Annotated in this window: 13 protein-coding genes and 1 tRNA gene; 12 read left to right on the plus strand and 2 right to left on the minus strand. The window is 60.0% G+C overall.

The window, feature by feature from the left end; genetic code table 11:
- Window positions 1-146: 146 nt before the first annotated feature.
- Complete coding sequence (locus PQQ86_RS05575; RefSeq protein ID WP_097391933.1) at window positions 147-1670, minus strand: fumarate hydratase; 1524 nt, start codon at window positions 1668-1670, stop codon at window positions 147-149.
- A gap of 57 nt (window positions 1671-1727) precedes the next feature.
- Window positions 1728-2336: a TIGR00645 family protein gene (locus PQQ86_RS05580; protein WP_408202509.1), complete on the minus strand. Its 609-nt coding sequence runs from the start codon at window positions 2334-2336 to the stop codon at window positions 1728-1730.
- Between the two features lie 788 nt (window positions 2337-3124).
- Here PQQ86_RS05580 and acs point away from each other — a divergent pair.
- The 12 genes from acs (at window position 3125) to PQQ86_RS05640 (ending at window position 23368) form a co-directional block, all read left to right on the plus strand.
- A complete protein-coding gene (gene acs / locus PQQ86_RS05585; RefSeq protein ID WP_408265263.1) occupies window positions 3125-5107 on the plus strand; it encodes an acetate--CoA ligase in 1983 nt (660 codons plus the stop codon).
- A 148-nt stretch (window positions 5108-5255) separates the two neighbouring features.
- Window positions 5256-5642, plus strand: a complete 387-nt coding sequence (locus PQQ86_RS05590) for a DUF4212 domain-containing protein (protein ID WP_408265264.1) — start codon at window positions 5256-5258, stop codon at window positions 5640-5642.
- Window positions 5643-5646: 4 nt separating this feature from the next.
- Entirely contained in the window at window positions 5647-7665 is a 2019-nt protein-coding gene (locus PQQ86_RS05595; protein WP_408270100.1) for a sodium:solute symporter family protein, read from the plus strand.
- A 60-nt stretch (window positions 7666-7725) separates the two neighbouring features.
- Window positions 7726-7816: transfer RNA gene (locus tag PQQ86_RS05600), tRNA-Ser, on the plus strand.
- Between the two features lie 620 nt (window positions 7817-8436).
- Window positions 8437-15732, plus strand: a complete 7296-nt coding sequence (locus tag PQQ86_RS05605; RefSeq protein WP_408265265.1) for a two-partner secretion domain-containing protein — start codon at window positions 8437-8439, stop codon at window positions 15730-15732.
- 6 nt (window positions 15733-15738) lie between these two features.
- Entirely contained in the window at window positions 15739-16761 is a 1023-nt protein-coding gene (locus tag PQQ86_RS05610; protein WP_408265266.1) for a DUF637 domain-containing protein, read from the plus strand.
- Window positions 16758-17099 carry a DUF6966 domain-containing protein gene (locus PQQ86_RS05615; RefSeq protein WP_408265267.1) on the plus strand — a complete coding sequence of 114 codons (342 nt, stop codon included), beginning with the start codon at window positions 16758-16760 and terminating at the stop codon, window positions 17097-17099. The genes PQQ86_RS05610 and PQQ86_RS05615 overlap by 4 nt, the downstream gene beginning before the upstream one ends.
- Before the next feature lie 347 nt (window positions 17100-17446).
- Window positions 17447-17794, plus strand: coding sequence for an immunity protein Imm33 domain-containing protein (locus PQQ86_RS05620; protein WP_408265268.1), 348 nt, complete (start codon window positions 17447-17449; stop codon window positions 17792-17794).
- Between the two features lie 143 nt (window positions 17795-17937).
- Window positions 17938-18237 carry a TNT domain-containing protein gene (locus PQQ86_RS05625; protein WP_408265269.1) on the plus strand — a complete coding sequence of 100 codons (300 nt, stop codon included), beginning with the start codon at window positions 17938-17940 and terminating at the stop codon, window positions 18235-18237.
- Window positions 18238-18244: 7 nt separating this feature from the next.
- A complete protein-coding gene (locus PQQ86_RS05630; RefSeq protein ID WP_408265270.1) occupies window positions 18245-18661 on the plus strand; it encodes an Imm63 family immunity protein in 417 nt (138 codons plus the stop codon).
- An 856-nt stretch (window positions 18662-19517) separates the two neighbouring features.
- Entirely contained in the window at window positions 19518-21557 is a 2040-nt protein-coding gene (locus PQQ86_RS05635) for a two-partner secretion domain-containing protein (protein ID WP_459252422.1), read from the plus strand.
- Window positions 21557-23368: a ShlB/FhaC/HecB family hemolysin secretion/activation protein gene (locus PQQ86_RS05640; protein WP_408265272.1), complete on the plus strand. Its 1812-nt coding sequence runs from the start codon at window positions 21557-21559 to the stop codon at window positions 23366-23368. Before PQQ86_RS05635 ends, PQQ86_RS05640 begins: the two co-directional genes overlap by 1 nt.
- Window positions 23369-23543: the final 175 nt, after the last annotated feature.

A 23543-nucleotide genomic window follows, 5' to 3' on the forward strand; every position in this document is an offset into this window, starting at 1 on the left:
GCCGAGGGACAAAAAGCCAAGGCAAAGACACAGTTTTTTGCCTTGATTTGCAAGGTTTTGTGCGTGATGCGTACCGTTCTCATTTCATCATAAAAAAAGCCGGGGTTCGAGGCCCCGGCTTCTACTTTTTCAGCTGTTGTTGCCGATCAAACCGTTGCGACCGGAATCTTGCCGATCTTGGCTTGCCATTCCTTCGGGCCAGTCTGGTGCACCGAGGTGCCGTTCGAATCGACGGCAACCGTCACCGGCATGTCCTGCACGTCGAACTCGTAGATCGCTTCCATGCCGAGGTCTTCGAACGCAAGAACCTTCGCGCTGCGAATGGCTTTCGACACGAGGTAAGCGGCGCCGCCCACAGCCATCAGATACGCGGCCTTGTGCTTCTTGATCGCCTCGATCGCAACCGGGCCACGCTCGGCTTTGCCGATCATCGAAATGAGACCGGTCTGCGACAACATTGTCTCGGTGAACTTGTCCATGCGCGTGGCGGTGGTCGGGCCTGCCGGGCCGACGGCTTCGTCGCGCACCGGATCGACCGGACCGACGTAATAGATCACGCGATTCGTGAAGTCGACCGGCAGCTTTTCGCCCTTCGCCAGCATGTCGGCGATGCGCTTGTGTGCCGCGTCACGGCCCGTCAACATCTTGCCCGACAGCAGCAGCGTCTGGCCCGGCGTCCATGCGGCGACCTGCTCCGGCGTCAGCGTGTTCAGGTCGACGCGTTGGCTCTTTTCCGTGTCCGGTTCCCACTGCACCTTCGGCCATGCGTCGAGCGACGGTGCTTCGAGCTTCGCCACGCCCGAGCCATCCAGCGTGAAGTGTGCGTGACGCGTTGCTGCGCAGTTCGGGATGATGGCGATCGGCTTGCTCGCTGCGTGCGTCGGTGCAGCCATGATCTTCACGTCGAGCACGGTAGCGAGACCGCCGAGACCTTGTGCGCCGATGCCGAGCGCGTTGACCTTCTCGTGCAGTTCGACGCGCAGTTCTTCGATCCAGTCTTTCGGGCCGCGTGCGATCACGTCCTGAATGTCGATCGGATCCATCAACGATTCCTTCGCCATCACCATCGCTTTTTCAGCGGTGCCGCCGATGCCGATGCCGAGCATGCCCGGCGGGCACCAGCCTGCGCCCATGGTCGGCACGGTCTTCAGAATCCAGTCGACGATCGAGTCCGACGGGTTCAGCATCGCGAACTTCGACTTGTTTTCCGAGCCGCCGCCCTTCGCTGCAACCTGCACGTCGACCTTGTCGCCCGGCACGATCTCGTAGTGGATCACGGCCGGCGTGTTGTCTTTCGTGTTCTTGCGCGCGCCTTCCGGCGGGCTCACGATCGATGCGCGCAGCACGTTGTCCGGGTTCAGATAACCGCGGCGCACGCCTTCGTTGATCATCTCGGTGACGCCCATCGTCGCACCGTCCCAACGCACGTCCATGCCGACCTTCACGAACACCGTGACGATGCCGGTGTCCTGGCAGATCGGGCGCTTGCCTTCGGCGCACATGCGGCTGTTGGTGAGGATCTGCGCGATCGCATCCTTCGCGGCCGGGCTCTCTTCGAGCTCGTAAGCGCGGCCCAAGGCCTGGATGTAATCGAGCGGGTGGTAATAGCTGATGTACTGAAGCGAATCAGCAATGCTCTGAATCAGATCTTCCTGTTTGATGACGGTCATGATGGCTAGCTCAGTGGGGACAATGGCGCTTGTTATCAGACTCGCAGGGCAGTGCGGTCAGTCGTGCGCCTTCAGGGGAGTGGAATCGTGTGAACTCACGACGTGCAGCGCCGTGGGTTCCTGAAAATGTTTCGGATGCGTATGCGTGGTGAGGCGGTCGACTAACGCCATCACCACCGCCGAGAGGAGGAACGCGACGTGGATGATGACCTGCCACATGATGGTGTGCGTCGAATTCTGGTCGGGGCTGATGAAGGTCTTCAGCAGATGGATCGACGAGATGCTGATCAGCGCCATCGACAATTTGACCTTCAGCACGCCGGCGTTCACGTGGTCGAGCCATTCCGGTTCGTCCGGATGACCCTCCACACCGAGGCGCGACACGAAGGTTTCATACCCGCCGATGATCACCATGATCAGCAGGTTCGAGATCATCACCACGTCGATCAGGCCGAGTACCACCAGCATGATGTTGGTTTCGTCGAGCGTCATGGAGGCGCTGACCAGATGCCAGACTTCTTTCAGGAAGAGGACGACGTACACGCCTTGCGCGACGATCAGGCCGAGGTAGAGCGGCACTTGCAGCCAGCGGCTCATGAAGATGAGAGCGGGGAGCGGGCGCAGCGGGCGGCGCTGACGGGCTGAGTCGGGGCGCGAAGCGGACATAGGCAAGAGTCAGATGAAACGCAGGTGACGGAACACGGACTAAATGCGCTGACCCGAAGCGCAAACCAGACGCGCGGATCAAACACGCAAACGAGGCGCAGACGGCGCGGTACGCGGCGAGAGGAGGCCGGAAAAGCTCGCGTCAGGCGCGCTATTGTACAGCGTCGGCTGAATTTGCTGCGCCGCGGTGGGCAGTGCGGCGCTTACGAGGTCACCGGCGGCGTCGCTTGACCTTCAGGGTCGCCAGCCCGGTCCCTGCCACCACGCAGGCGAGGTAACGAGAAGCAGGGAGTAACGATTCAAGCTGGAATCCAGACGGCTAGTTCAGTTAGCATTGTAAGAGCGCGTGCGAGTCAGCTTGAAGGCCCGGTGCCAGTGAGGCGCCAGTGATGCTTCCCCTGTATCCGATTTCGGCATGGATCGGTTGTATCGGTATGTCGATCAGCACGCATGAGCGGACCGTAACGCGTAGCATGCCGTGCGTGACTAGTCTGAACCGCGTAAGGGTTTTCGCCCGCCACACGATGCACCTCGCGTAAGTGGCCGGTAAGTTGGAAAGTTTATGTTTAAGCATGAGAGCGGAACGTCAGCCATTCATTTATGTTGCAGCGCGGCATGGGTGAAAGTGAAAGGCGAACGGGCCGTGGCACAGCGATCGGCGATCGCTGTGCGAGGGTTGGAGACAGCGCGCGGCCTATCGATCACGAATGGCCGGCGCCATCATGACATGGCGAGCCATAGGCGCGCCGGCACAGGTTTTACGTTTCATCTTCACCAAGGGGTTGTCGATGTCTGCGATTGAATCGGTTCTTCAGGAACGCCGTGTTTTCCCGCCCTCCGCTGAAGCAGCGGCTGGTGCAACGATCTCCGGTATGGATGCGTACCGGGCGCTTGCCGCCGAAGCGGAGCGCGATTACGAAGGTTTCTGGGGGCGCCTCGCTCGCGAGACGCTCAGCTGGAACACGCCCTTCACCAAGGTGCTCGACGAATCGAAAGCGCCTTTCTACACCTGGTTCGAAGACGGCCAACTGAACGCCTCGTATAACAGCATCGACCGTCACGTCGAAGCCGGCAACGGCGGGCGCGTCGCGATCATCTTCGAAGCCGACGACGGCACTGTCACCAACGTCACCTATCAGGATCTGCTGCAACGTGTGTCGCGCTTTGCAAACGCGCTGAAAAAACGTGGCGTGAAGAAGGGCGATCGCGTCGTGATCTACATGCCGATGTCGATCGAAGGCATTGTCGCGATGCAAGCATGTGCACGGATCGGCGCAACGCATTCGGTAGTGTTCGGCGGCTTTTCGTCGAAGTCGCTCAATGAGCGGCTGGTCGATGTGGGCGCCGTCGCGCTCGTCACCTCCGACGAACAGATGCGCGGCGGCAAAGCATTGCCACTGAAGAACATCGCAGACGAAGCCATCGCCATGGGTGGCTGCGACGCAGTGAAGAGCGTGATCGTCTACAAGCGTACCGGCGGCAAGATCGCATGGAACGAAAGCCGCGATCTGTGGATGCACGAACTCACGCAGGCTGAATCGGATCAATGCGCGCCCGAGTGGGTCGGCGCCGAGCATCCGCTTTTCATCCTCTACACGTCAGGTTCCACCGGCAAGCCGAAGGGCGTGCAGCACAGCACCGGCGGCTATCTGCTGTGGGCCGCGCAGACCATGAAGTGGACGTTCGACTGGAAGCCCACGGATGTATTCTGGTGTACCGCCGACATCGGCTGGATCACTGGCCATAGCTACATCACGTATGGCCCGTTGACGATCGGCGGCACCCAGGTCGTGTTCGAAGGCGTGCCGACCTATCCGAACGCCGGCCGCTTCTGGGACATGATCGCCAAGCACAAGGTCACGCTGTTCTATACCGCGCCGACCGCGATCCGCTCGCTGATCAAGGCCGCCGAGGCGGACGAGAAAGTGCATCCGAAGAGCTACGACCTGTCGACGCTGCGCATCATCGGCACGGTCGGCGAGCCGATCAATCCGGAAGCGTGGGTGTGGTATCACGAGAACGTCGGCGGCAGCCGCTGCCCGATCGTGGATACGTGGTGGCAAACCGAAACCGGCGGCCACATGATCACGCCGCTGCCGGGCGCCACGCCATTGGTGCCGGGTTCGTGCACGCTGCCGCTGCCGGGCATCATGGCGGCCGTGGTCGATGAAACCGGTCAGGACGTGCCGAACGGGCAGGGCGGCATTCTGGTGGTGAAGCGTCCATGGCCGTCGATGCTGCGCAACGTGTGGGGCGATCCGGACCGCTACAAGAAGAGTTACTTCCCCGAAGAACTCGGCGGCACGCTGTATCTCGCCGGCGACGGCGCGGTGCGCGACAAGGAAACCGGCTACTTCACGATCATGGGCCGCATCGACGATGTGCTCAATGTGTCCGGCCACCGCCTCGGCACGATGGAGATCGAGTCGGCGCTGGTTTCGAACCCGATCGTAGCTGAAGCGGCCGTGGTGGGTCGTCCTGATGCGACCACCGGCGAAGCCGTGTGCGCGTTCGTGGTGCTCAAGCGCTCGCGTCCTGAAGGCGAAGAAGCGGTGAAGCTCGCCAACGAACTGCGCGCCTGGGTCGCCAAGGAGATCGGTCCGATCGCCAAGCCGAAGGACATCCGCTTCGGTGAGAACCTGCCGAAGACGCGTTCGGGCAAGATCATGCGCCGCCTGTTGCGCTCGCTCGCTAAGGGAGAGGAAATTACCCAGGACGTGTCGACGCTGGAGAACCCGGCGATTCTCGATCAGCTTGGCGAGTCGCTCTGAGCTTAGGTTTGCCTGGTTTTTTAGCAAGGGTGTGTCGAACGATATGCCCTTGGCCGGACCCAGGTATCGATCACTTAGGTCAGGCAGTTAAAGCCACCGCGCGGACAATCCCGATTGCCTGCCCGGTGGCTTTTTGATACATAGGCGCATGGCCGCGCCGCACCACACCTCTCACGCTACGCTCAATCCCGCGCCCGAACCCCCTCCGGTTTCGGCAGCGATGGCGCGCGCGCATCAGAAATACTGGCGCTTCAATCTCGCGTTGATCGCGACGTTGATGACCTTGGGCTTCGTGGTGTCGTTCGTTTTGCCGCTGGTGGCGCCGGCGTTGGATCAGGTGCGCTTCAACGGCTTCAGGTTGCCGTTCTACTTCGGTGCGCAAGGGGCGATTCTGATCTACGTGGCTCTGATTGTCGTTTATATCCTGCTGATGCAGCGCGCCGACCGCCGTCTGCAACGCGCTTTCGATGCGGATGTAGATGCTGATGCCAGTGCCAGTGCCGATTCCACCGCGCCTGCTGCGCGCGGAAGCTGAGCCGATGAAGCTCACGAACCGGCTGATCCGCTCATATGCGCTCTATACGCTCGGCTTCCTGCTTTTCATCTATGTGATGTGGCGCATCGAGCGGACCACTGGCCCCGGTGTGTGGATCGGCTATGTGTTCCTGTTCGTGCCGATCGCGGTGTATGCGGTGATCGGGTTGCTGTCGCGCACGTCCGACCTCGTCGAATACTACGTAGCGGGGCGGCGCGTGCCGTCCGTCTTCAACGGCATGGCGACTGCGGCCGACTGGTTGTCCGCCGCATCGTTCATCGGTCTCGCCGGGTCGATCTATGCGACCGGATATGACGGTCTCGCGTATCTGATGGGCTGGACCGGCGGCTATTGCCTCGTCGCGTTTCTGCTCGCGCCATACGTACGCAAGCTCGCGCGCTACACGATTCCCGACTTTCTCGGCACGCGCTTTTCGAGCAATGCGGTGCGGGGACTCGCTGCATTAGCGGCGATCCTGTGCTCGTTCGTCTATCTGGTCGCGCAGATTCAGGGCGTCGGCTTGATTGCGACGCGTTTTATCGGCGTGGATTTCGCGGTCGGCATTTTCTGTGGACTCGCGGGCATTCTGGTGTGCTCGTTTCTGGGCGGCATGCGCGCGGTGACGTGGACCCAGGTCGCGCAATACATCATCCTGATCGCAGCGATTCTGATTCCCGTGTCGATGATCGCGCATAAGGATGGTCTCGGCTGGGTGCCGCAATTCAACTACGGGCGCTTGATGGAGCGCGTCGAGGGCCTGGAGAAGCAGGTGCGCGACGCGCCGCTCGAGCAGACCGTACGCGACGATTATCGGCGGCGCGCCGAGTTGATGCAGATGCGGCTCGACACTTTGCCGCAATCGTTCGTCGACGAGAAGCTGCGCCTCACGCAGGAAGTCGCGGACTTGCGGCGCCACAACGGCCCGCTGCGCGAGATCAAGGAACGCGAGCGGGCGCTCGAACAATTTCCACGCGATGCCGCTGCCGCACAGATCGTCTGGACCCAACGCCGTGATGAGATGCTGATGCGCGCGGCCGCGCCGGTGCCGATGCACGAGCCGTTTCCCGTGACGAGCGAAGAAGACAGGCGAACACACGAGCGCAATTTTCTGTCGCTGCTGCTGTGTCTCTCGCTGGGTACCGCGAGCCTGCCGCATATCCTGACGCGCTACAACACGACAACCTCGGTGGCGTCCGCACGACGCTCGGTCGGCTGGACGCTGTTCTTCGTCGCGCTGTTCTATCTGACGGTGCCTGTGCTGGCAGTGCTGATCAAGTACGAGATGCTGACCAACCTGGTGGGTCATCACTTTTCCGATTTACCGCAGTGGCTCACACAGTGGCGCAAAGTCGAGCCGAGTCTGATCAGTCTTGCTGACACGAACGGCGACGGTATAGTGCGCTGGAGCGAGATCCAGATGCAGCCGGATATGGTGGTGCTCGCCGCGCCCGAGATCGCGGGGCTGCCGTATGTGATGTCCGGGCTGATCGCGGCGGGTGCGTTGGCCGCGGCGCTCTCGACTGCGGACGGTTTGCTGCTGACCATCGCCAACGCGTTATCGCACGACGTCTACTACCACATGGTCGATCCGACGGCATCGAGTCAGCGGCGCGTGACGATCTCAAAGATTTTGTTGTTGGGGGTGGCGTTGTTCGCCTCGTATGTGGCGTCGCTGAATACGGGGAATATTCTGTTTCTGGTGGGCGCGGCGTTTTCGCTGGCGGCTTCGAGTCTGTTTCCTGTGCTGGTGCTGGGGGTGTTCTGGAAGCGGACGACCCGGCTTGGAGCAGTGGCGGGTATGGTGGCGGGGCTGGTGGTGTGCATCTACTACATCGTGTCGACGTATCCGTTCTTCACTCAGATGACGGGCTTTGCTGGCGCAAGATGGTTCGGGATCGAGCCGATCAGTTCGGGCGTGTTCGGCGTGCCGGCGGGGTTTCTGGTGGCGATCGGGGTGAGCCTCGTGGACCGGAAACCGGATGCCTATACGAGGGCGTTGGTGGACTACATCCGGCATCCTTAGGCCGGTTTGCGCATGGGTCTGGCGCAAGGCCCGAAGTTTGCTATAATTCGGCTCCCCGCCGGAGAGATGGATGAGCGGTTTAAGTCGCACGCCTGGAAAGCGTGTATAGGTTAATAACCTATCCGGGGTTCGAATCCCCGTCTCTCCGCCACGAATTGAATGAGAAGCCGTTGAATCTAAAAGGTTCAGCGGCTTTTTTGTTTTTGTGGTTCGCGATTTGACTATCGACTGGCCGCGCGTCTGCTCGCCGCATGCCGGCACTTCAAAAAAGCTCCCTGGTTTTTCTGAGCGATCGTGTCAATCCCTTCGTTCGCGTCGACAAGCGCGAGTCCGAGTCTGGATCAAATCCGGTTGGAGATCACGCCTCAAAAGAACTTTGTTTCCGAGCAGGAATTCCGAGAACGCTTCATGGGATCGATCGACCAAGCTACGGCAACGAAGCCCGGAGTCATTGCCGGTTTTTGCTCGCGACATGCGACCGCATACGTGTCCAGATTTCAATCCGATTTTGAAATGAAAATGTAATGTTATGCATCCGGAATTAATGCATCGTAAATCTGTGTCTTGAAAAAGACAGGCATGCATATATGACATTCATTCGTCGGAAGATTCGGTAATATTCGACCCGAAAAAATAAAATTCGGATAAAAAATAATGCTACGGGGTGCTCGTGAGAGCAGGCAGCGACTCGCCCAAATAGAGGCGGCGCGGCAGGCAAAAATTTTTAATGCGGCGTCAAACGGCGTGGCGGCGCAGTCGCGACCGCTATGGATGAAGGCGACTGCATGTGTCACGGCGGTGGTGACTTATCTGCTTCCCGGCGTGCTCTCGCTGGACGAGGTCGCGCATGCTGCACCGATCGTCGACCCGCGCGCACCTATTCCGTTTCAGCCGACCATCACGCAGACGAGCACCGGTGTGCCGGCCGTCAATATCGCCGCGCCGAACGCCAACGGTATTAGCGTCAATAGCTACCAGTCATTCAATATCGACAGCAACGGGCTGGTGCTGAACAACAGCCTCACGCCGGGTACACCTTTGCTGGGCGGCACGCTTGGCGCCAACCCGAATCTCGCCGGCCGCGCCGCGAGCGTGATCGTCAACCAGGTCACCACAACAGGGCCTGCTTCAACACTGGTCGGTCCGCTGGAAGTTTTCGGCAGTCCGGCTTCGATCATCATCAGTAATCCAAATGGTGTATCCGTCAACGGGCTTTCGTTGACGAACGCGACGGGCCTTGTGTTAACCACCGGCACGCCGCAATTCCTGACCGGTGTCGGCGGTGCATCGACGGACTTCGCCCACGCGGGCTCGCTTGCCTATAACGTGACGTCGGGCAATGTGTCGATCAGCGGTCCTGCCGGTGTCAATGGACCAGGGGCCGGCATCGAGGGCACGGTCGGCAATATCGATGTGATCGCGCAGACGATCAGCCTGAACGCGCCGTTGCGCGCAGACCAGCGGATCAACCTGGTCACGGGCAATCAGCTCGTGAGCCCGACTACGTCAGACGCATCGGGCACGAACTATGGCACAGCGTCCAACGGCACGGCCAATACGGCAGCCGCGATCGGAAACAACGCGGTAGCAATTGACGCAAACCAGTACGGATCGGTGACGAGCGGGCAGATCTATATCGTCTCGACGGCCGCTGGCATGGGGGTGAACACACAGGGCGCGTTGACGGCGACAGCAGGCAATCTCACCGTCACGTCGAACGGTGACATCGCCGTGAATTCGACTTACGCGCAACAGGCGGCAAGTCTGGCCGGCGCCGGCAAAGTGTCCATGTCCGGCAGCAATCTTGCGAATCAATACACCGTTAGCGCGACCGGGGATATTGCTGCGGCAACAGCGTCCGTGCAATCGGTCCAGGACCTGAACATGACTGCGGGCGACGGCCTGAACGTCGGCACCGCGCAGTCCAATGGCAGCGTCAATCTTCGGGCCGGTGCCGACATGTCGGTCGGATCGGTGCAGACAGGTAATAACTTGTCGATGACGACGACGGGCAGCACAGGCAATGGCGACATAACGATCGGTGGCGCCGTGTCTGCACCCGGCGTGATCGCGCTGAACGCGGCGCGTGATGCGACGGTGAATGGCGCGGTCGCCGGTGGCAGCACCGTGCAGGTTCGCGCACAACGCAGCGCCACGGTTAATGGTCGCGTGGCGTCGTCGGATGATCTCACGCTGGTTGGTCAAACGGGCAACGTAACGACCACAGGAGACGTGCAGACGACTGGAAACCTCAGCGCTACTGCAGGCCAGACGATGGCGCTGGGCGGCAACGTCGCGGCAAACGGCAACACGACACTGAACGCGGGTGCCGATCTTGGTGTCTCCGGCACCTTGGCAGGCAACGGCACTGGCGTGTTGGGTGCGGGTGGAAATCTCACTGCAAACGGCGCCGTGACCTTCGGCCAGAATGCGACGCTTACTGCGGGTCAGAACGTCAGCCTGCCAGGCGCTGTGACGGCAGGCGGAAACTTGAACGTGACCGCCGGCAATAACTTGACCGTGGGTTCCGCAACTGCAGCAGGCAATACAACGCTGGCAGCCAGCGGTGGCGCTGCAACGATCAACGGTGCAATCCTAAGCGGTGGAAACACTGCTGTTAGTGCTGCAACGGATGTGGCCGTTGCCGGCAGCATTACGGGTAACAAGACGGGCACCCTGAGCGGTGGTCGCGATGTGTCATCGAGCGGGACCGTGACGTTTGGGCAGGACGCGATCGTTACGGCGGGACGCAACGCTGATCTTGCCGCAACGGTAAAAGCCGGCGGCAACTTCTCCGTGACTGCTGGCAATAATACGACTGTGGGCGGCGCGGATGTGGTGGGCAACACGACGCTGATTGCAACAAGCGGTGGTGTGACGGTTGACGGAGCGCTCGCTACCGGTGGCAACACGATAGTGAGCGCTGCCACGGACGCAATCGTCTCCGGCGCGATTACCGGCAACGGCACAGGAAATCTGAGCGCGGGACGCAATCTGTCGGGTGGCGGCACGGCTGGCTTCGGGTTGGAGACAACCTTGAGCGCAGGGCAGGCGATCAGCCTGTCCGGGTCGTTGCAAACGGGCGGCAATCTGAGTGCGACTGCTGGTACCAGCCTGACGGTGGGTGCCGCAACCGCAGTGGGCAATGCGACGCTCAAAGCCAACGGCGGCGATGCCGCGATCAACGGCGCGGTCCTGAGCGGTGGTGATCTCAATGCGCAGGCCACGGGCAACCTCACTGTGACGGGGAGTGTGACCAGTCTCGGGAAGACCGCTTTGACGGCCCAAGACGGCAATCTCGCCGCACAGGGTGGGTTGAACGCAGCGGGCGACGCTACATTAGCGGCAGCCCACAATCTCGCGGTGACAGGCACGACGCAGGTTGGCGGCGACGCGACCCTGACCGGTGCAAACATCAGCACGGGCGGAACGACCACCGTTTCCGGCAATCTCGTGGCGACCGCACAGAACGGTCTCGACCTGTCCGCCGGGCAACTGAACGTCATGAAAAACGCTACGTTATCCGGTGTCAACGTGACGACGGGCAACGCGCTGATCGGCGGGAATCTGAGCGCGAATGCGTCGAACCAGTTGACGACAGCTGGTGCCCAGACGCTCGTTCAAGGCTCGGCCACATTGTCGGGTGTGAACGTGGTCGTGAACACGGGCAGCGTGCTTACGGGCGGCGCACTGACGGTTGCCGGTGCGAACGTAACGAATACGGCCAACGCCAGCCTGATTTCTACTGCAGCGACGACCGTCAACTCGACGAACCTGAACAACCAGGGATCAATTGCTGGCTTAACGACAACTGTTACGGCGAACGGCTCGCTCACGAACAATGGCGGCGCGATCCTCGGCACGAATTCGCTGAACGTCACGACCGGCAATCTGGCAGGCAACAATAACGGTGTGATCTTTGCAGGCAGCACCAGTGCTGCGAGTCCTGGCACGCCGGGTGACGCGACGGTCACCGTGACCGGCGGCAACGGCACATTCAACAATGCCGGCGGCCAGATTCTCGCTCAGCACAATCTGACGCTGAACCTGCTGAACCAGGCGTTCGACCCTTCGGCGGCATCGAGCGGTACGTTCAATCTCGGCAACGTGCTGACGATCAACACGCTGCAACTCAACAATTCCGGCACGTGGGCCATGCCCGGCAATAGCGTGTCGATTAGTGCGACGCAGGGTTTCAACAATAGCGGCACGATCAGCAAGTCAGGCGACATCACGCTGTCGACCAACGGCACGTTGATCAATAGCGGCACGATTAGCGCAGGCAACGACGTCAATCTGTCCGGCACGATCGTCAATCAGGCGGGCGCGACGATCCATGCCAACGAGGACGTCAATCTCAACGGCACGACGACCAACCAGGGGACGGTCAGCGCCGTGCGCGACGTCAACCTCAACGGCAGCAGTTACGACAATAGCGGGGCGTCGACAGCGGCAGGGCGCAATCTGACGGCGAATCTGTCGGGCGATTTGACGAATATCGGTGGCACGATCACCGCGCAGAACGACATTACGATCAATGCCGCGGATGTGAACAACAGTAGGGCCGGTGCGAGCACGACGACTACGACGACGTCGACAACTACCATTGCTGCGGCAGGTTTGGAGTCGGCGTTCCTGTCCGCGCCAATCGGATCGCTCACCTTGAGCATGACTGAGCTGTCATACGCAGACGGCAGCGTTACGGGCTCCCAGACATTCACTACAAGCATCACCGGTCGCGTTGGCGATATGCAGCAAGCCACCGCGACAACACCTGTTGCTCCGGATTTGAGCGGCGGCACGTTTTACGGCATTGCGTTGCCAACCGTGAACGAAACGACCACCACCACCCAGTCTACGGGGCAGCGTGGTGTGATTGCCGCTGGCCACGATCTGTCGATCACCACAGGCGCGCTGAACAACCATGGCGGCAACCTGTCGGCAGGCAACAACGTCTCATTGACCGTCGCCTCGCTGGATGACGGCGGCGATGCGGGCCTGACGACCATTACGGACAGTATCGACTCAGGTTCTTATGCGAGTTTTCTGACGCAATTGAAGGCAGCCTATGCGGCTGGCACTTTAACGCCGATGCTAGCCAGTGGCACGCCAGGTGCCGGCTCGAGCTTTACGGACCCGTTTCCCGCCGTCGCCAACGTCATTCCGGGTACGGCCGCGTCAGTTCAGCAGACGTCGACGCTTACGACCTATACGAGCCAGAACGCGGGGCAGATTGTTGCAGGTAACGACCTGTCGCTTACCGGCACGGGCGCGAGCATCACGAACGCGGGGAATCTGTATGCCGGACAGGATGTACGCATTACGGCGAACAGCTTCACCAATCAGGGCTATCACTCGGACAGCACCACATCCAAGGCAGGGTGCGCTGCCGGCGTCTCCGCGGCGAACTGCGGTTATTTCGGGACGGTTGTTAACTACCCGGATTCGATGGTCTTCTATCAGCGCCCGGGTCAAGATTTCACGGATGCGCAGACGAATGCCGCAATCGCCCAGGGGCTTCTGCACTTCTACGCGACGTTTGGGCCGCAGAACGACTCGGCCAATATCTACGGTGACCAGACGGTCACGCAAACCTACAGCTACACGCAGACAAACAACACGGTCTTCGCAGGGCGGGACCTGATCATCGCGACGCCTACGCTGAACAATACCTACGGCAACCTGCTTGCCGGCCGGGATGTCGTAATCGGCGGCGCAGGGACGACGCGCAGCAACACCGATCCGAACAACCCGCAGACGAACCTCACGCAGGCGTCGGCCGTCACGAACACGTCGGGCAATATCCAGGCCGGACGCGACATCGCAATCAGCACGGCGGCGCTTATCAGCACGATGTCGGCGCCGGTGCAGGTGTACCAGAACTTTGGCACGACCGCACAGTTCGGTTGCAGCGGCGCGTCAACGCATTACTGCGATGCCTTTGTCGACCAACAGTCGGGGGATGCCTCGACGATCACGGCGAATCGCAACCTGTCGTTTAGCGTGGGCACGCTGGTCAGCACGGGCAGTCTGATTACGGCGGGCAGCCAGGCATCGATCTCTGCTGCATCGACTGTGACCAACCAGGACCAGACACTAAATGCGTACTGGCACGATGCCTTCTATGGCGTCGTGATCGGAGGCTCGAAGCCACCGGACAACTTTGGTTGCGGAACCGCAGCAAACTGCTCAACGCTGTTCGGCAGCGCGTATCACGGTAGCGACAGCGTTCAGCCGCCGACGCCGTACAAGAGCCTGTCGGGCACGATCCAGGCACCGTCGTTATCGGTGACTGCTGGTGGCCAGTTGCAGAACTCCGGCAACGTGTTGGGACAGCAGGTTGCTTTGACGGGCGCAACGCTGGTCAACGGTCTGACGTCGCCGGCTGTTTATACGCCGCAGCCGACGGGTTCGCAGCAGGTCATCTCGCTGGGTCCTGTGGGCACACCGGTCGTTGCGTCAAACGCAGCAATTCAGGCCGGCAGTATCGTGACCATCGGCAGCGGTCTGGCGGGCGCTTCAGGTGTCGCAGGTGGCATCGCGGCTGGCTCCAGCGGCTCGCTTGGCACGGCGGGTAGCACGTCAGCAGGCGTCACCGCTCCGGGCAATGCGGCGGGGACGATTTCCGCCCCGGCCTTGAGTTTGAATTCTCCGTCGACGCCGGTATCGCCGGGCGTTGCGGTAGCGACCGGCGCGTCTGCCTCGAGCGGCGCATCCAACGTCAGCTATCTGGTCAACAGTCCGGCATCGCTGGTGATTGGCAACATCGGGCCGAGCCAGTTGCTGGCCAATCTGCCGGCGAGCCTGCAGCCGAACACCACGCAGTTTTACTACGACCCGTTCACGGAAAATCAACTGCTGCAGCAGGCTGCGTTGGCGCAGACAGGGCAGGCGAGTTTCGTGAGCGGGCTGTCTTACGACAACACGAAACAGTCGTCTGTCACGGACCAGGAAAAGCAAGCGCTGTACGGTAACGCGATCCAGTATGCGGAGGCCAACAACGTTGCACTTGGCACGGCACTAACGCAGGACCAGATCGCCGCACTCGACAAGCCCATACTCTGGTATGTCGAAGAGACCGTGCCTGAGCCGGGATGTACCGCAACCGGAACGGCGACTTGCCCGACGGTTGATGCGCTGATGCCGCAGGTGTATCTGCCGCAGAACTATGCAGTGGTTCAGCACGACGGCACGATCAGCGGGCAGAACGTCACGCTCACCGCGTCGAATGGTGGATCGATTACAAACACCGGCTCGATTGCGGCGACGGATACGTTGACGGTCAACGCGGGTTCACTGACGAACCAGCAGCGGTCGACGGACATTGGGACGCAGAGCACCTACATTCCCGTTCTCTACGAGTTGATTACGACTACGGGCACCGTCGCGCAACAGGGCGGGTTCATGTCGGCTGGGAACTACCAGTTGAATGTCGATGCGGTGAACCAGATTGGTGGCGCGCTGCAGAAGCTCAATGCGGATGGAACGGTCGACACGGCGGGTACGCAGCAGCAACTGGCGGCGCTGAAGGCGCAGTTGGGCAGCAGCTTTACGCAGTCGACGGTGCAGAACGATCTGCATACGAGTGTGACGTCGCTTGCGGAGAGCGAGGGGGCGTTTCAGACGATTGGGATGCTGGCGGTGATGGTGGTCGCGTCGGTCATGACGGCAGGGGCTGCGTCGGCCGCGATTGGGGCGGGCGCTGACGCAGGCAGCACATTCGCGGCGGGTGCCGTTGCCACGACGACGGCTGAAGGCGTTGCGATGCCTGCGGTGGCGGCCGGTCTGGGGAATATGGCGCTGTCGGCGGGTATGGCGGGAATGGTGAGCAGCGCGCTCGGCCAGGCTGCAAATGGGTCGTTCAGCACGGCCTCGATGTTCAGGGCTGGCGCTACCGCGATGCTCACCGCCGGTCTCACGAACGGCATCACGGTAGGTGGTGAGAGTTTGGCGTCCCTGGCAGGTGTACAGAATGTTGGTGGCGCGCTGGTACCGCTGGCGGGTTCCACCACCGCCAGTACAGTGCTTGAGCAGGGAGCGGCGATCGCGGCCGAAGCGACCGTATAGGCTGGGGTGCAGACTGCGATCGGTGGCGGCAGCTTCCTGACCAATTTGAAAAACGATGCGGTCAGTGATGTGGCCGCTGCAGGCGCATACGCGATCGGCAATGCCGGGATGGACAGTACGTCGATTCTGGCACAAGGCACGCCGGGTTACTGGCTGGCGCACGCGGCTCTAGGCTGTGCGGCCAGCGCGGCGGAAGGATCCGGATGCGCGGGTGGTGCCATTGGCGGAGCGGCGAGCGCTGCGCTATCGCCGTCCTTTGCCCAGGGGATTGACCCGTCGGGGGCATCACTCGACGCCGGTCAGAGGGCGGCATTGGCAGCCTTTGCAACGATCGCAGGCGGCGGACTTGCGGCGCTGGCCGGTGCGAATGTGCAAGGTGCGACTACCGCAGCCCAGAATGAGGCGTTGAACAATTCGGGTGCCGACGGCCATATCAAGTCGGAAGCCCAGTTGGAGGCGGACGCAATCCGGGCTCAGCAGACAAAAGAACGGGTCATGCTCGGTGAGCAGACCGGTGGCACCACGACCGTCAACGGCAGTGGCACGGAAGTTACGACTGTTTCCGCATCGTCGCTCATAGGTGCGCTCGGACAGGCCACAAACAGCTCCGGTTACACATACGACGCTACGAATCCAGGCCCCCTGCCGGACTATGTTGCCGGAAATTTTGCGGGCGGGCGCTATAGCGTCGGAACGGTTGATTCTGCTAACCAGGTTTTTTTTAAGGCAGGGGACGCGAACAATCCAGGCGGATCGTATTTTAGTTTCGATATGCCACAGAGCATCGCTCAGACGCGCATCGATAATGCCGTGAAACCTTACTGGATTGATCCTACGACCGGTGCAATGACGGGATCTTCACCGATCAATAGTGCGATCGCCGCACAGTTTCCCAAAGGAACGACTTATTATTACGGTCCAGTCGGCACGCAAGGTGGCGTCTATCTCGGCGGTCAAAGCAACATACAGATATACGTTCCGAACGCTAGATCGATCGGAACGTTCACTCCTATCGCACCATTGAAATGAACAAACTTAGCATACTTGATCAGTTGATTGATGCCTTGGCCAGCCTAGTTGCATTGCTTGCCCTAGACCCAGGATGTCAATGGCGAAGAAAATTTGAGTCCGATCTTGCGATAGGCCGCCATTTAAAGGACGGCGCCGTTGGGACGGTGGACCTTGCCGCTCTGTCTGCGTCCGTTCGGCATGTATACGGAGGAATGGGTTCTTTTAACGACTATGCGCCAGTCATCTATGATGCCGCGACGCGACGTTACGCGCCCATACCAGGCACGGAAGATTTCGACAGTATAAGAGGGCGAGTATTTGACCTGGCGCTAGCCTTAATTGTTGTCGCCCCTTAACGAGATGCCACAAACAGCGTCAAGTCGGGTGTTCCAGGAAGTGATTTTACGCCGAGCCCGGATATTACTGCACCATACTCGCGACCATCGGGTGCTGGGCCAAACGCCGCGCAGCGAGCTTCGGTTCAAGGTCAGCCATGCGTCGATTGCGGAGCGGTAACGGGTAACCAAGTTGCGGACCACATCGATCCATTAGTGGTGCAATACTATCGGGACGGGGCAGTCGACGTCCCAGCACAAAGCTCGGTGAACGCTGTTCAACCGCATTGCCCGACGTGTTCTGCGAGCCAAGGAGGTCAGTTGGGGGCTTTCGGCAAGGCAATGAGAAATTTCTTTGGATTTTGACGATGAGCGCGGAAATAACAGAGAAGCAAAAGGCAGTTTGCTTACGGTTCGATGCGCCGTACTTTGGGTGCGACTTCAGTCTCAAAGTTGGCGTTTCGAAAAACGTGAAGGACGGTGTCCGTCCTCTGAACGGTCTACGAATCAAGCCCGAAGCGGATACTTGCGGTTGGTACATTTGGGCAGGTGAGGAATATTCAGAAGCACCTGACTTCTTTGTGCCATTGCATGCGTCGCATCTCTCGGAATGGGCTCCGCTCGTTGTTCCTTACCTTGGGTTGCCTCCTGGCTGGCGCTTTCTCGTCACCGAGAATTACGAAGACGTTTGGAAGGACCCGCAGCTGGTTGACTGAGTGGCGACTGCGCTTCCGCCAATTACTGCAATGGCGGCATTTTCTTGCTTTAAGGGTTTGTTGCCACAAATAGCGCAGGTGGGACTAGCCAGTCGACCGCCCTTGCTACGTTACAGTGGCCGCCGAACGGCGGGATCTGGGGCGTGGCCGAATCGACTACGTTGGAACCGGGAACTCTGATTGATCGATTCGGGAACCCGACGGGCACCTATACTGCACCTGCAGGAGCACCGTTCAATACCCGAGGGTTGCCCACTGGAGCCTATGACACTCCCTATAACGCCTATCAGGTGGCCTCTCCCGTCACGGTTCAGCAGAGTTACGTGATGCCGTGGTTTGGCTCTACGACAGGCATTCAATTCCAGTTGCCCCAGAGCGTCAACAGCTTACTGGAGCAGGGTGTTCTTGCACCGGTCACTTTACCCAACCCCCCCTTGAAGTAGATCCTCCATGACTAATCAGGACCAAGTCGAGCTTGACAAAATAAAGGCGATTGTTGCCAGTATGGCGGCCCGCATATCGGCTCCGTCTAGCCTGCTTCCGACGTATGGTTCATCGGAAGATATGGGGCGGCCGCATGTGGAAATTGATGGTTGCGAGTATCACTTAATTGTTGTTGAGAAAGGTGTCGAGCAGTACAGGACGACAGCGAAGTCCCGCGACGATCTCTTGTTCGAAATATTCCGAGGCGTGGCGTCTTCGATGGGCTTTGAATTCGAGATGCAGCAGGCGAGACGTGACGTCGATCCACGAAGGATCGCGTTCGATAGGGCACTTTCAATATTGGGGGCGCTGGATAAGAATTGGGAAAAACGGCAAAAGGAACACTATGACCGCGTCTTGGCGAAATCGCCGTTGAGAACGTAGTGTTACAGCAACTAGACAGGCTTGGGCGGTCAATGCAATGAACGATCCATATCAAGAGACTCGGGCTTTAGCCGATTTGCTCGACGGGGCAGGTCTGCGCGAGTACGCGGAGCAACTTCGGGGTGCGCTTGTTGAAGGCGCAACCGGGACAGAAATCTACATGATCTTGCGCCGGCGTTTGGCAAACATGGCCCGAGATGCTGTTGTTCCAGCTGATTTAAAGGCCCGAATGTGCTTGCTGCATGATTACCTTGATCGGGCGCTACCAACGTCCTGAAAATCGAGATTCCTGCAGGGACCAACTACTTTACAGGTGCGGCTGCTCCGCAGGGTGGATTGGTGGGCGGAGGCAATCAAGTGGTTTTCCCTGCAGGTTTTAGAGTAAATCCGTCGTGGATAAAAACGCCATGAACTCATGTAACTGGGAGGCTATTCACGGATTTGAGTCGCCGGGCGAATACAGGCGCTTTTGTTTGTGGCTTTCGGCGCAGGTTGATGCCGGGTTGGTCGAGCACGTTCCCGTGAGCAAACCGAGCGATGATCTTATATTTGGCTTGGAAGAGCTTTGGTATCGTTGCAAAGCCTCTGGAGAGGTATGGCGATTAGTTGCTCCCCAAGCCCCGTTCAGAGGGGTCTGGGAAGAACCTGGGACTCTTCCTGCACGGACAGGAAAATGATAGGTGTGCATTATTACTACTCTGAGTTCCAGCGCGAACTAGATGCCCTCCGTGCTTCAGCTGGACTGGTGACCGGGGTGAACGCCATTGCCGAACGCATCGCAACGGATGTCAGAAAAAACTAGAACTCGGGGAAACACTTGAACACCAGCATTCGAAGGACAACGCGATCACCGCGCTTGTCCTGCCTACTGTTCGCCATTGCCGTGGACGCAACCTTCGCTATCGCAGCGTCCGCAGCTCATGCCGCCGGCATCATCCCCGACGGCGGCACAGCCACGGCCGTCACCACGTCTTCAGCCGGTCGCCAAACCGTCAACCTCGCCCCCACAATCGGCGGCGTCTCGAACAACACCTACACGTCATTCAACGTATCGAAGGCAGGCGCTGATCTGAACAACGTCGGTATCAACGCACGCACGATCGTCAATCAGGTAACCAGCACGAACCCCTCGCTGATCCAGGGTGACATCAACGTACTGGGCCCACGCGCCAACGTGATTCTCGCGAACCCGAACGGAATCACGATCGACGGCGGCAGCTTCGTCAACGCGGGCCACGTCGTGCTCTCGACTGGTCAGGTGAGTTTCGACGATCTTGTGCCGGCTCCCGGCGTGACCCAACGCAACGTTGTGCTGACCACTAACCGTGGCGCAATTACGATCGGCCCTGGCGGCCTGAGCGGCACACTCGTCAATCTCGACCTGATCGCCAAACAGCTCTCTGTGAACGGTCCAGTGACGAATGACTTCACGACCTCCACAGGCGGCGTGCGAGCGATCATCGGCGATAGCACAAATACCTACGATACGAGCCTATCCCCCGGCGATAACAACCACGACTGGCTCGTCAGCACGACTTCACCGAGCACGACGAACTCAGCATTGGCTGTCGATATCACCGCACTTGGCGGACTGACCGGTGGCCGTGTCCAACTCATCGTCACCGACAAAGGCGCGGGCGTTCGCAATCTCGGCGCGATCTACGCAAGCGCGGGCGACGTCATCGTGTCGTCGCTTGGCGACATCGGCGTAATCGACGGATCGATCAAGGCCGAAAACAATATTCAGATCACCACGCCTGGTGCGTTCTCGTTGCAGGGCGCGCAGATGTCCGCCGCAAACGGCGCGACGCTCAGCGCGAACGGTATCACGTTAGTCGACGATGCTACTGGCGGCTCGACGCTCAGCGCGCAAAACGGCGCGGTCAAGCTGACCAGTACCGGCGACATCTCCAGCACCGGCAGCCTGATCCAGGCCGGCGCGATCAACGCGAGCGGCGCAGCGGTCGGCGGTGATGTGACCTTGAGCGCCACAGGCAACATCCTGAATCGTTCGAGCGCAGCGAATCTGGGCGTCGTCTTCGCGGCGAATGGACAAACGTCGCTAAGCGCGCAAGGCAACATCACCAACGAGAACGCTCGCATCCTCGCGAACGACAAAACGAGCGTGACCGCTCAAGGCGACGTTTCGAACATCATCGATCACACCGACGGTACGAACGGCGGTCAGCCGGTCGCGTACTCGCGTACGGGCGGTAGTTTTGTGTTCTTCACACATAACACCAGCGGCTTCGACATCGATTACGGCACCGTCGCGCAACCGGGCCAACTGGCCTATATCGCATCGACTGATGGCTCGGTGACGGTCTCTGGAAGAAACGTCACCAACTCCGGTGGCCTGATCCAATCGAACAAGGGAAACATATCGATTACCGCGCAGCAGGCCTTTACCAACGCCGCGGTGTTCTCGGGACAGGCCAGCTATTCGCGCAGTTGCTGGATATTCTGCCATGCAAGCGCATCGAGCAATGTGATGCCAAATGGCGGCACGATCCAGTCCGGTGCGGACATTGCAATTTCCGCGGGGACCGTTGCGCGCAACATCGGGGGTAATGTTTTTGCAGGCGGCAATCTCAATGTGACGGCGCCGGTGACATACGCACAAGGCGTAACAGGTTACTCGGCGATCAATCAGGGCCGTGGCTTCAAGGCATTTTTCGGCAGTACGTGGGCGCAGATTATCGCGAGCGACGTTGGCGGAGGCTTCACGGCTAACGGCTCAGTTTCGTTAGGCGGTAGCGCCGTTATCGATGGGGGCTACATCACCGGTAGCAACGGCGTCTCGGCAAGCGGTGGCATAACGACAGTGCGCGCGCCCGCGACGACACCTGTTCAGATCGGCCAGCATCTCGGCATGACGACGTGGTGGTGGCATTGATGCAGTCCGTATCGACCCGACCGCGCCTGAAGTGCGCGGGGATAGTGCGCGCAGTTGCACTCGTCTTCGTGCATAGCGTCGCCGTCCACGCGCAGACGCCACCGCCGCCCGCTCCACCTCTGCCGTTAGCACGTCCGATTCAGGACCCCGCGCAGTTGATCATCGACCAACAGCGCGAGCAGGCGACGCAGCGGCAACTGAATCAGCCGCCTGCATCCATCGCGCTGCCGGAACCGACTTCGCAGGGTTCGCTCGACGTTCCTCCCGACACACCGGTCGATCAGATCGTAGAGACGGGACCCGCTTTTGCGATCAACCGCATCACGGTGGACGGCAATACCGTGCTTGCGCAAAAGCGTATCGACGCAATCGTGACGCCGTTCGTCGGTCACGCGCTCGGTTCGCATCGTCTGAACGTACTGCTCAAGCGATTGACTGATGCGTTCGTATTGTCCGGCTATATCACGACGCGTGCGTTCCTCGGCCCGCAGAATCTCGAGTCGGGCGTATTGAACATTAGAGTTCAGGTAGGCCGCATCGCGGGCTATACGTTGAACGGCAAGCCGTTAGGCCAGCGGCTCAAAAAGGACGAACAGTCGGCCGGTGGTGGACTCCTGACGGACGCGGGATCGGAGTGGGCATTTCCGGCGGCGCCTGGCGACGCACTCAATCTTGGCGACATCGATCAGGGGGTGTCCCAGATCAACCGGCTGCGGCGCAATCAGGCCGAAATCCAGATTCTGCCGGGTCAATCGCCGGGAGATTCCATTGTCGCGATCAACAACCGGCCCGGCGACCGCCTTTACTACACCTTGGGTGTCGACAATTACGGCAGCGCTGCGACTGGAATAACCCGCTACCGGGCGGGTGTGGAAGCGGACAACCTGATCGGCTTGCAGGAGTCGATCAGTCTGAATTTCCTCGACAGCGAGGACAGCAATGCGTTCGTCGGTTCGTTTGCGATGCCGTATGGCCGTCACACATTCAGCTATACGTTCTCGGATTCTGAATATCAGCAGCTAATCGGCACGAGTGCGCTAATGTACGGACGCACGCTGAGCCATATTCTCGGCTGGAACTACACGCTGGATCGCACGCAGGCCGGCATTGCGAATCTCGACGCCACGTTGTCATGGCGGCGTACCGACCGCGAAATCAACGATATTGAATTGAATCCGCAGCACATTGCGGTACTTCGCATCGGCGGCAACTGGTTGCGCAAATTCGTGCTGAACGATGCCCCCGGCAATGTCACGCTAGATGCTGGTGTCTCAGAAGGGTTACCGTGGCTAGAAGCGGACCACGACGCACATGGGATAGGCCGTGACGATGCCCATAGCCAGTTCACCAAGTTGGATGCGACCGCATCGTTCACTCTTCCTCTTCCTAAGTTAGGCCGGGTGGCACTCGTCTATCGCGGCACCTTGAGCGGTCAGTTCACGAACGTCGCGCTCTATGGTTCCGAGCAGTTGTATCTCGGTGGCATGGATACGGTTCGCGGTTTCCGCTCGGGTGAGATCTCGGGCGACCGAGGTCTCTACTCGCGTAACGAGGTTGCGTGGGTGAATACGCCGGCATGGCAAGACGGTCGAATCGAACCGTACATTTTTGTTGATGCCGGAAAAGCGAGCCTCATTGCGCTGCCGGGATTCCCGACGTTGGCCGGTGCGGGGGCTGGGTTGCGCGGACAGTGGTTGTGGCATCGGCAGATGCTGTCGGCTGAGGCGCTGGTTGGACGGGCACTCACGCAACCGGCTGCACTTGGCCCCAAGGCGACGCTTGTCCTTGCGACACTCAACTGGAATTACTAGGCAGATATACAGCAAGGACGCCTACGAGAGCGGCGCATCTTCCGATTACCGAGCAAAAGCGGGAAGCTGAAGAGGGCGTCGTGGAGCGATAGTCTCGATGTCGCTTGCAGCGCTTGATGCATTCGATCCAACCACACAAACCGAAATTTCATACCAAACCACAACGCTAGAAGAT

This window comes from Paraburkholderia sediminicola (assembly GCF_046026675.1).
Classification (GTDB): domain Bacteria; phylum Pseudomonadota; class Gammaproteobacteria; order Burkholderiales; family Burkholderiaceae; genus Paraburkholderia; species Paraburkholderia sediminicola_F.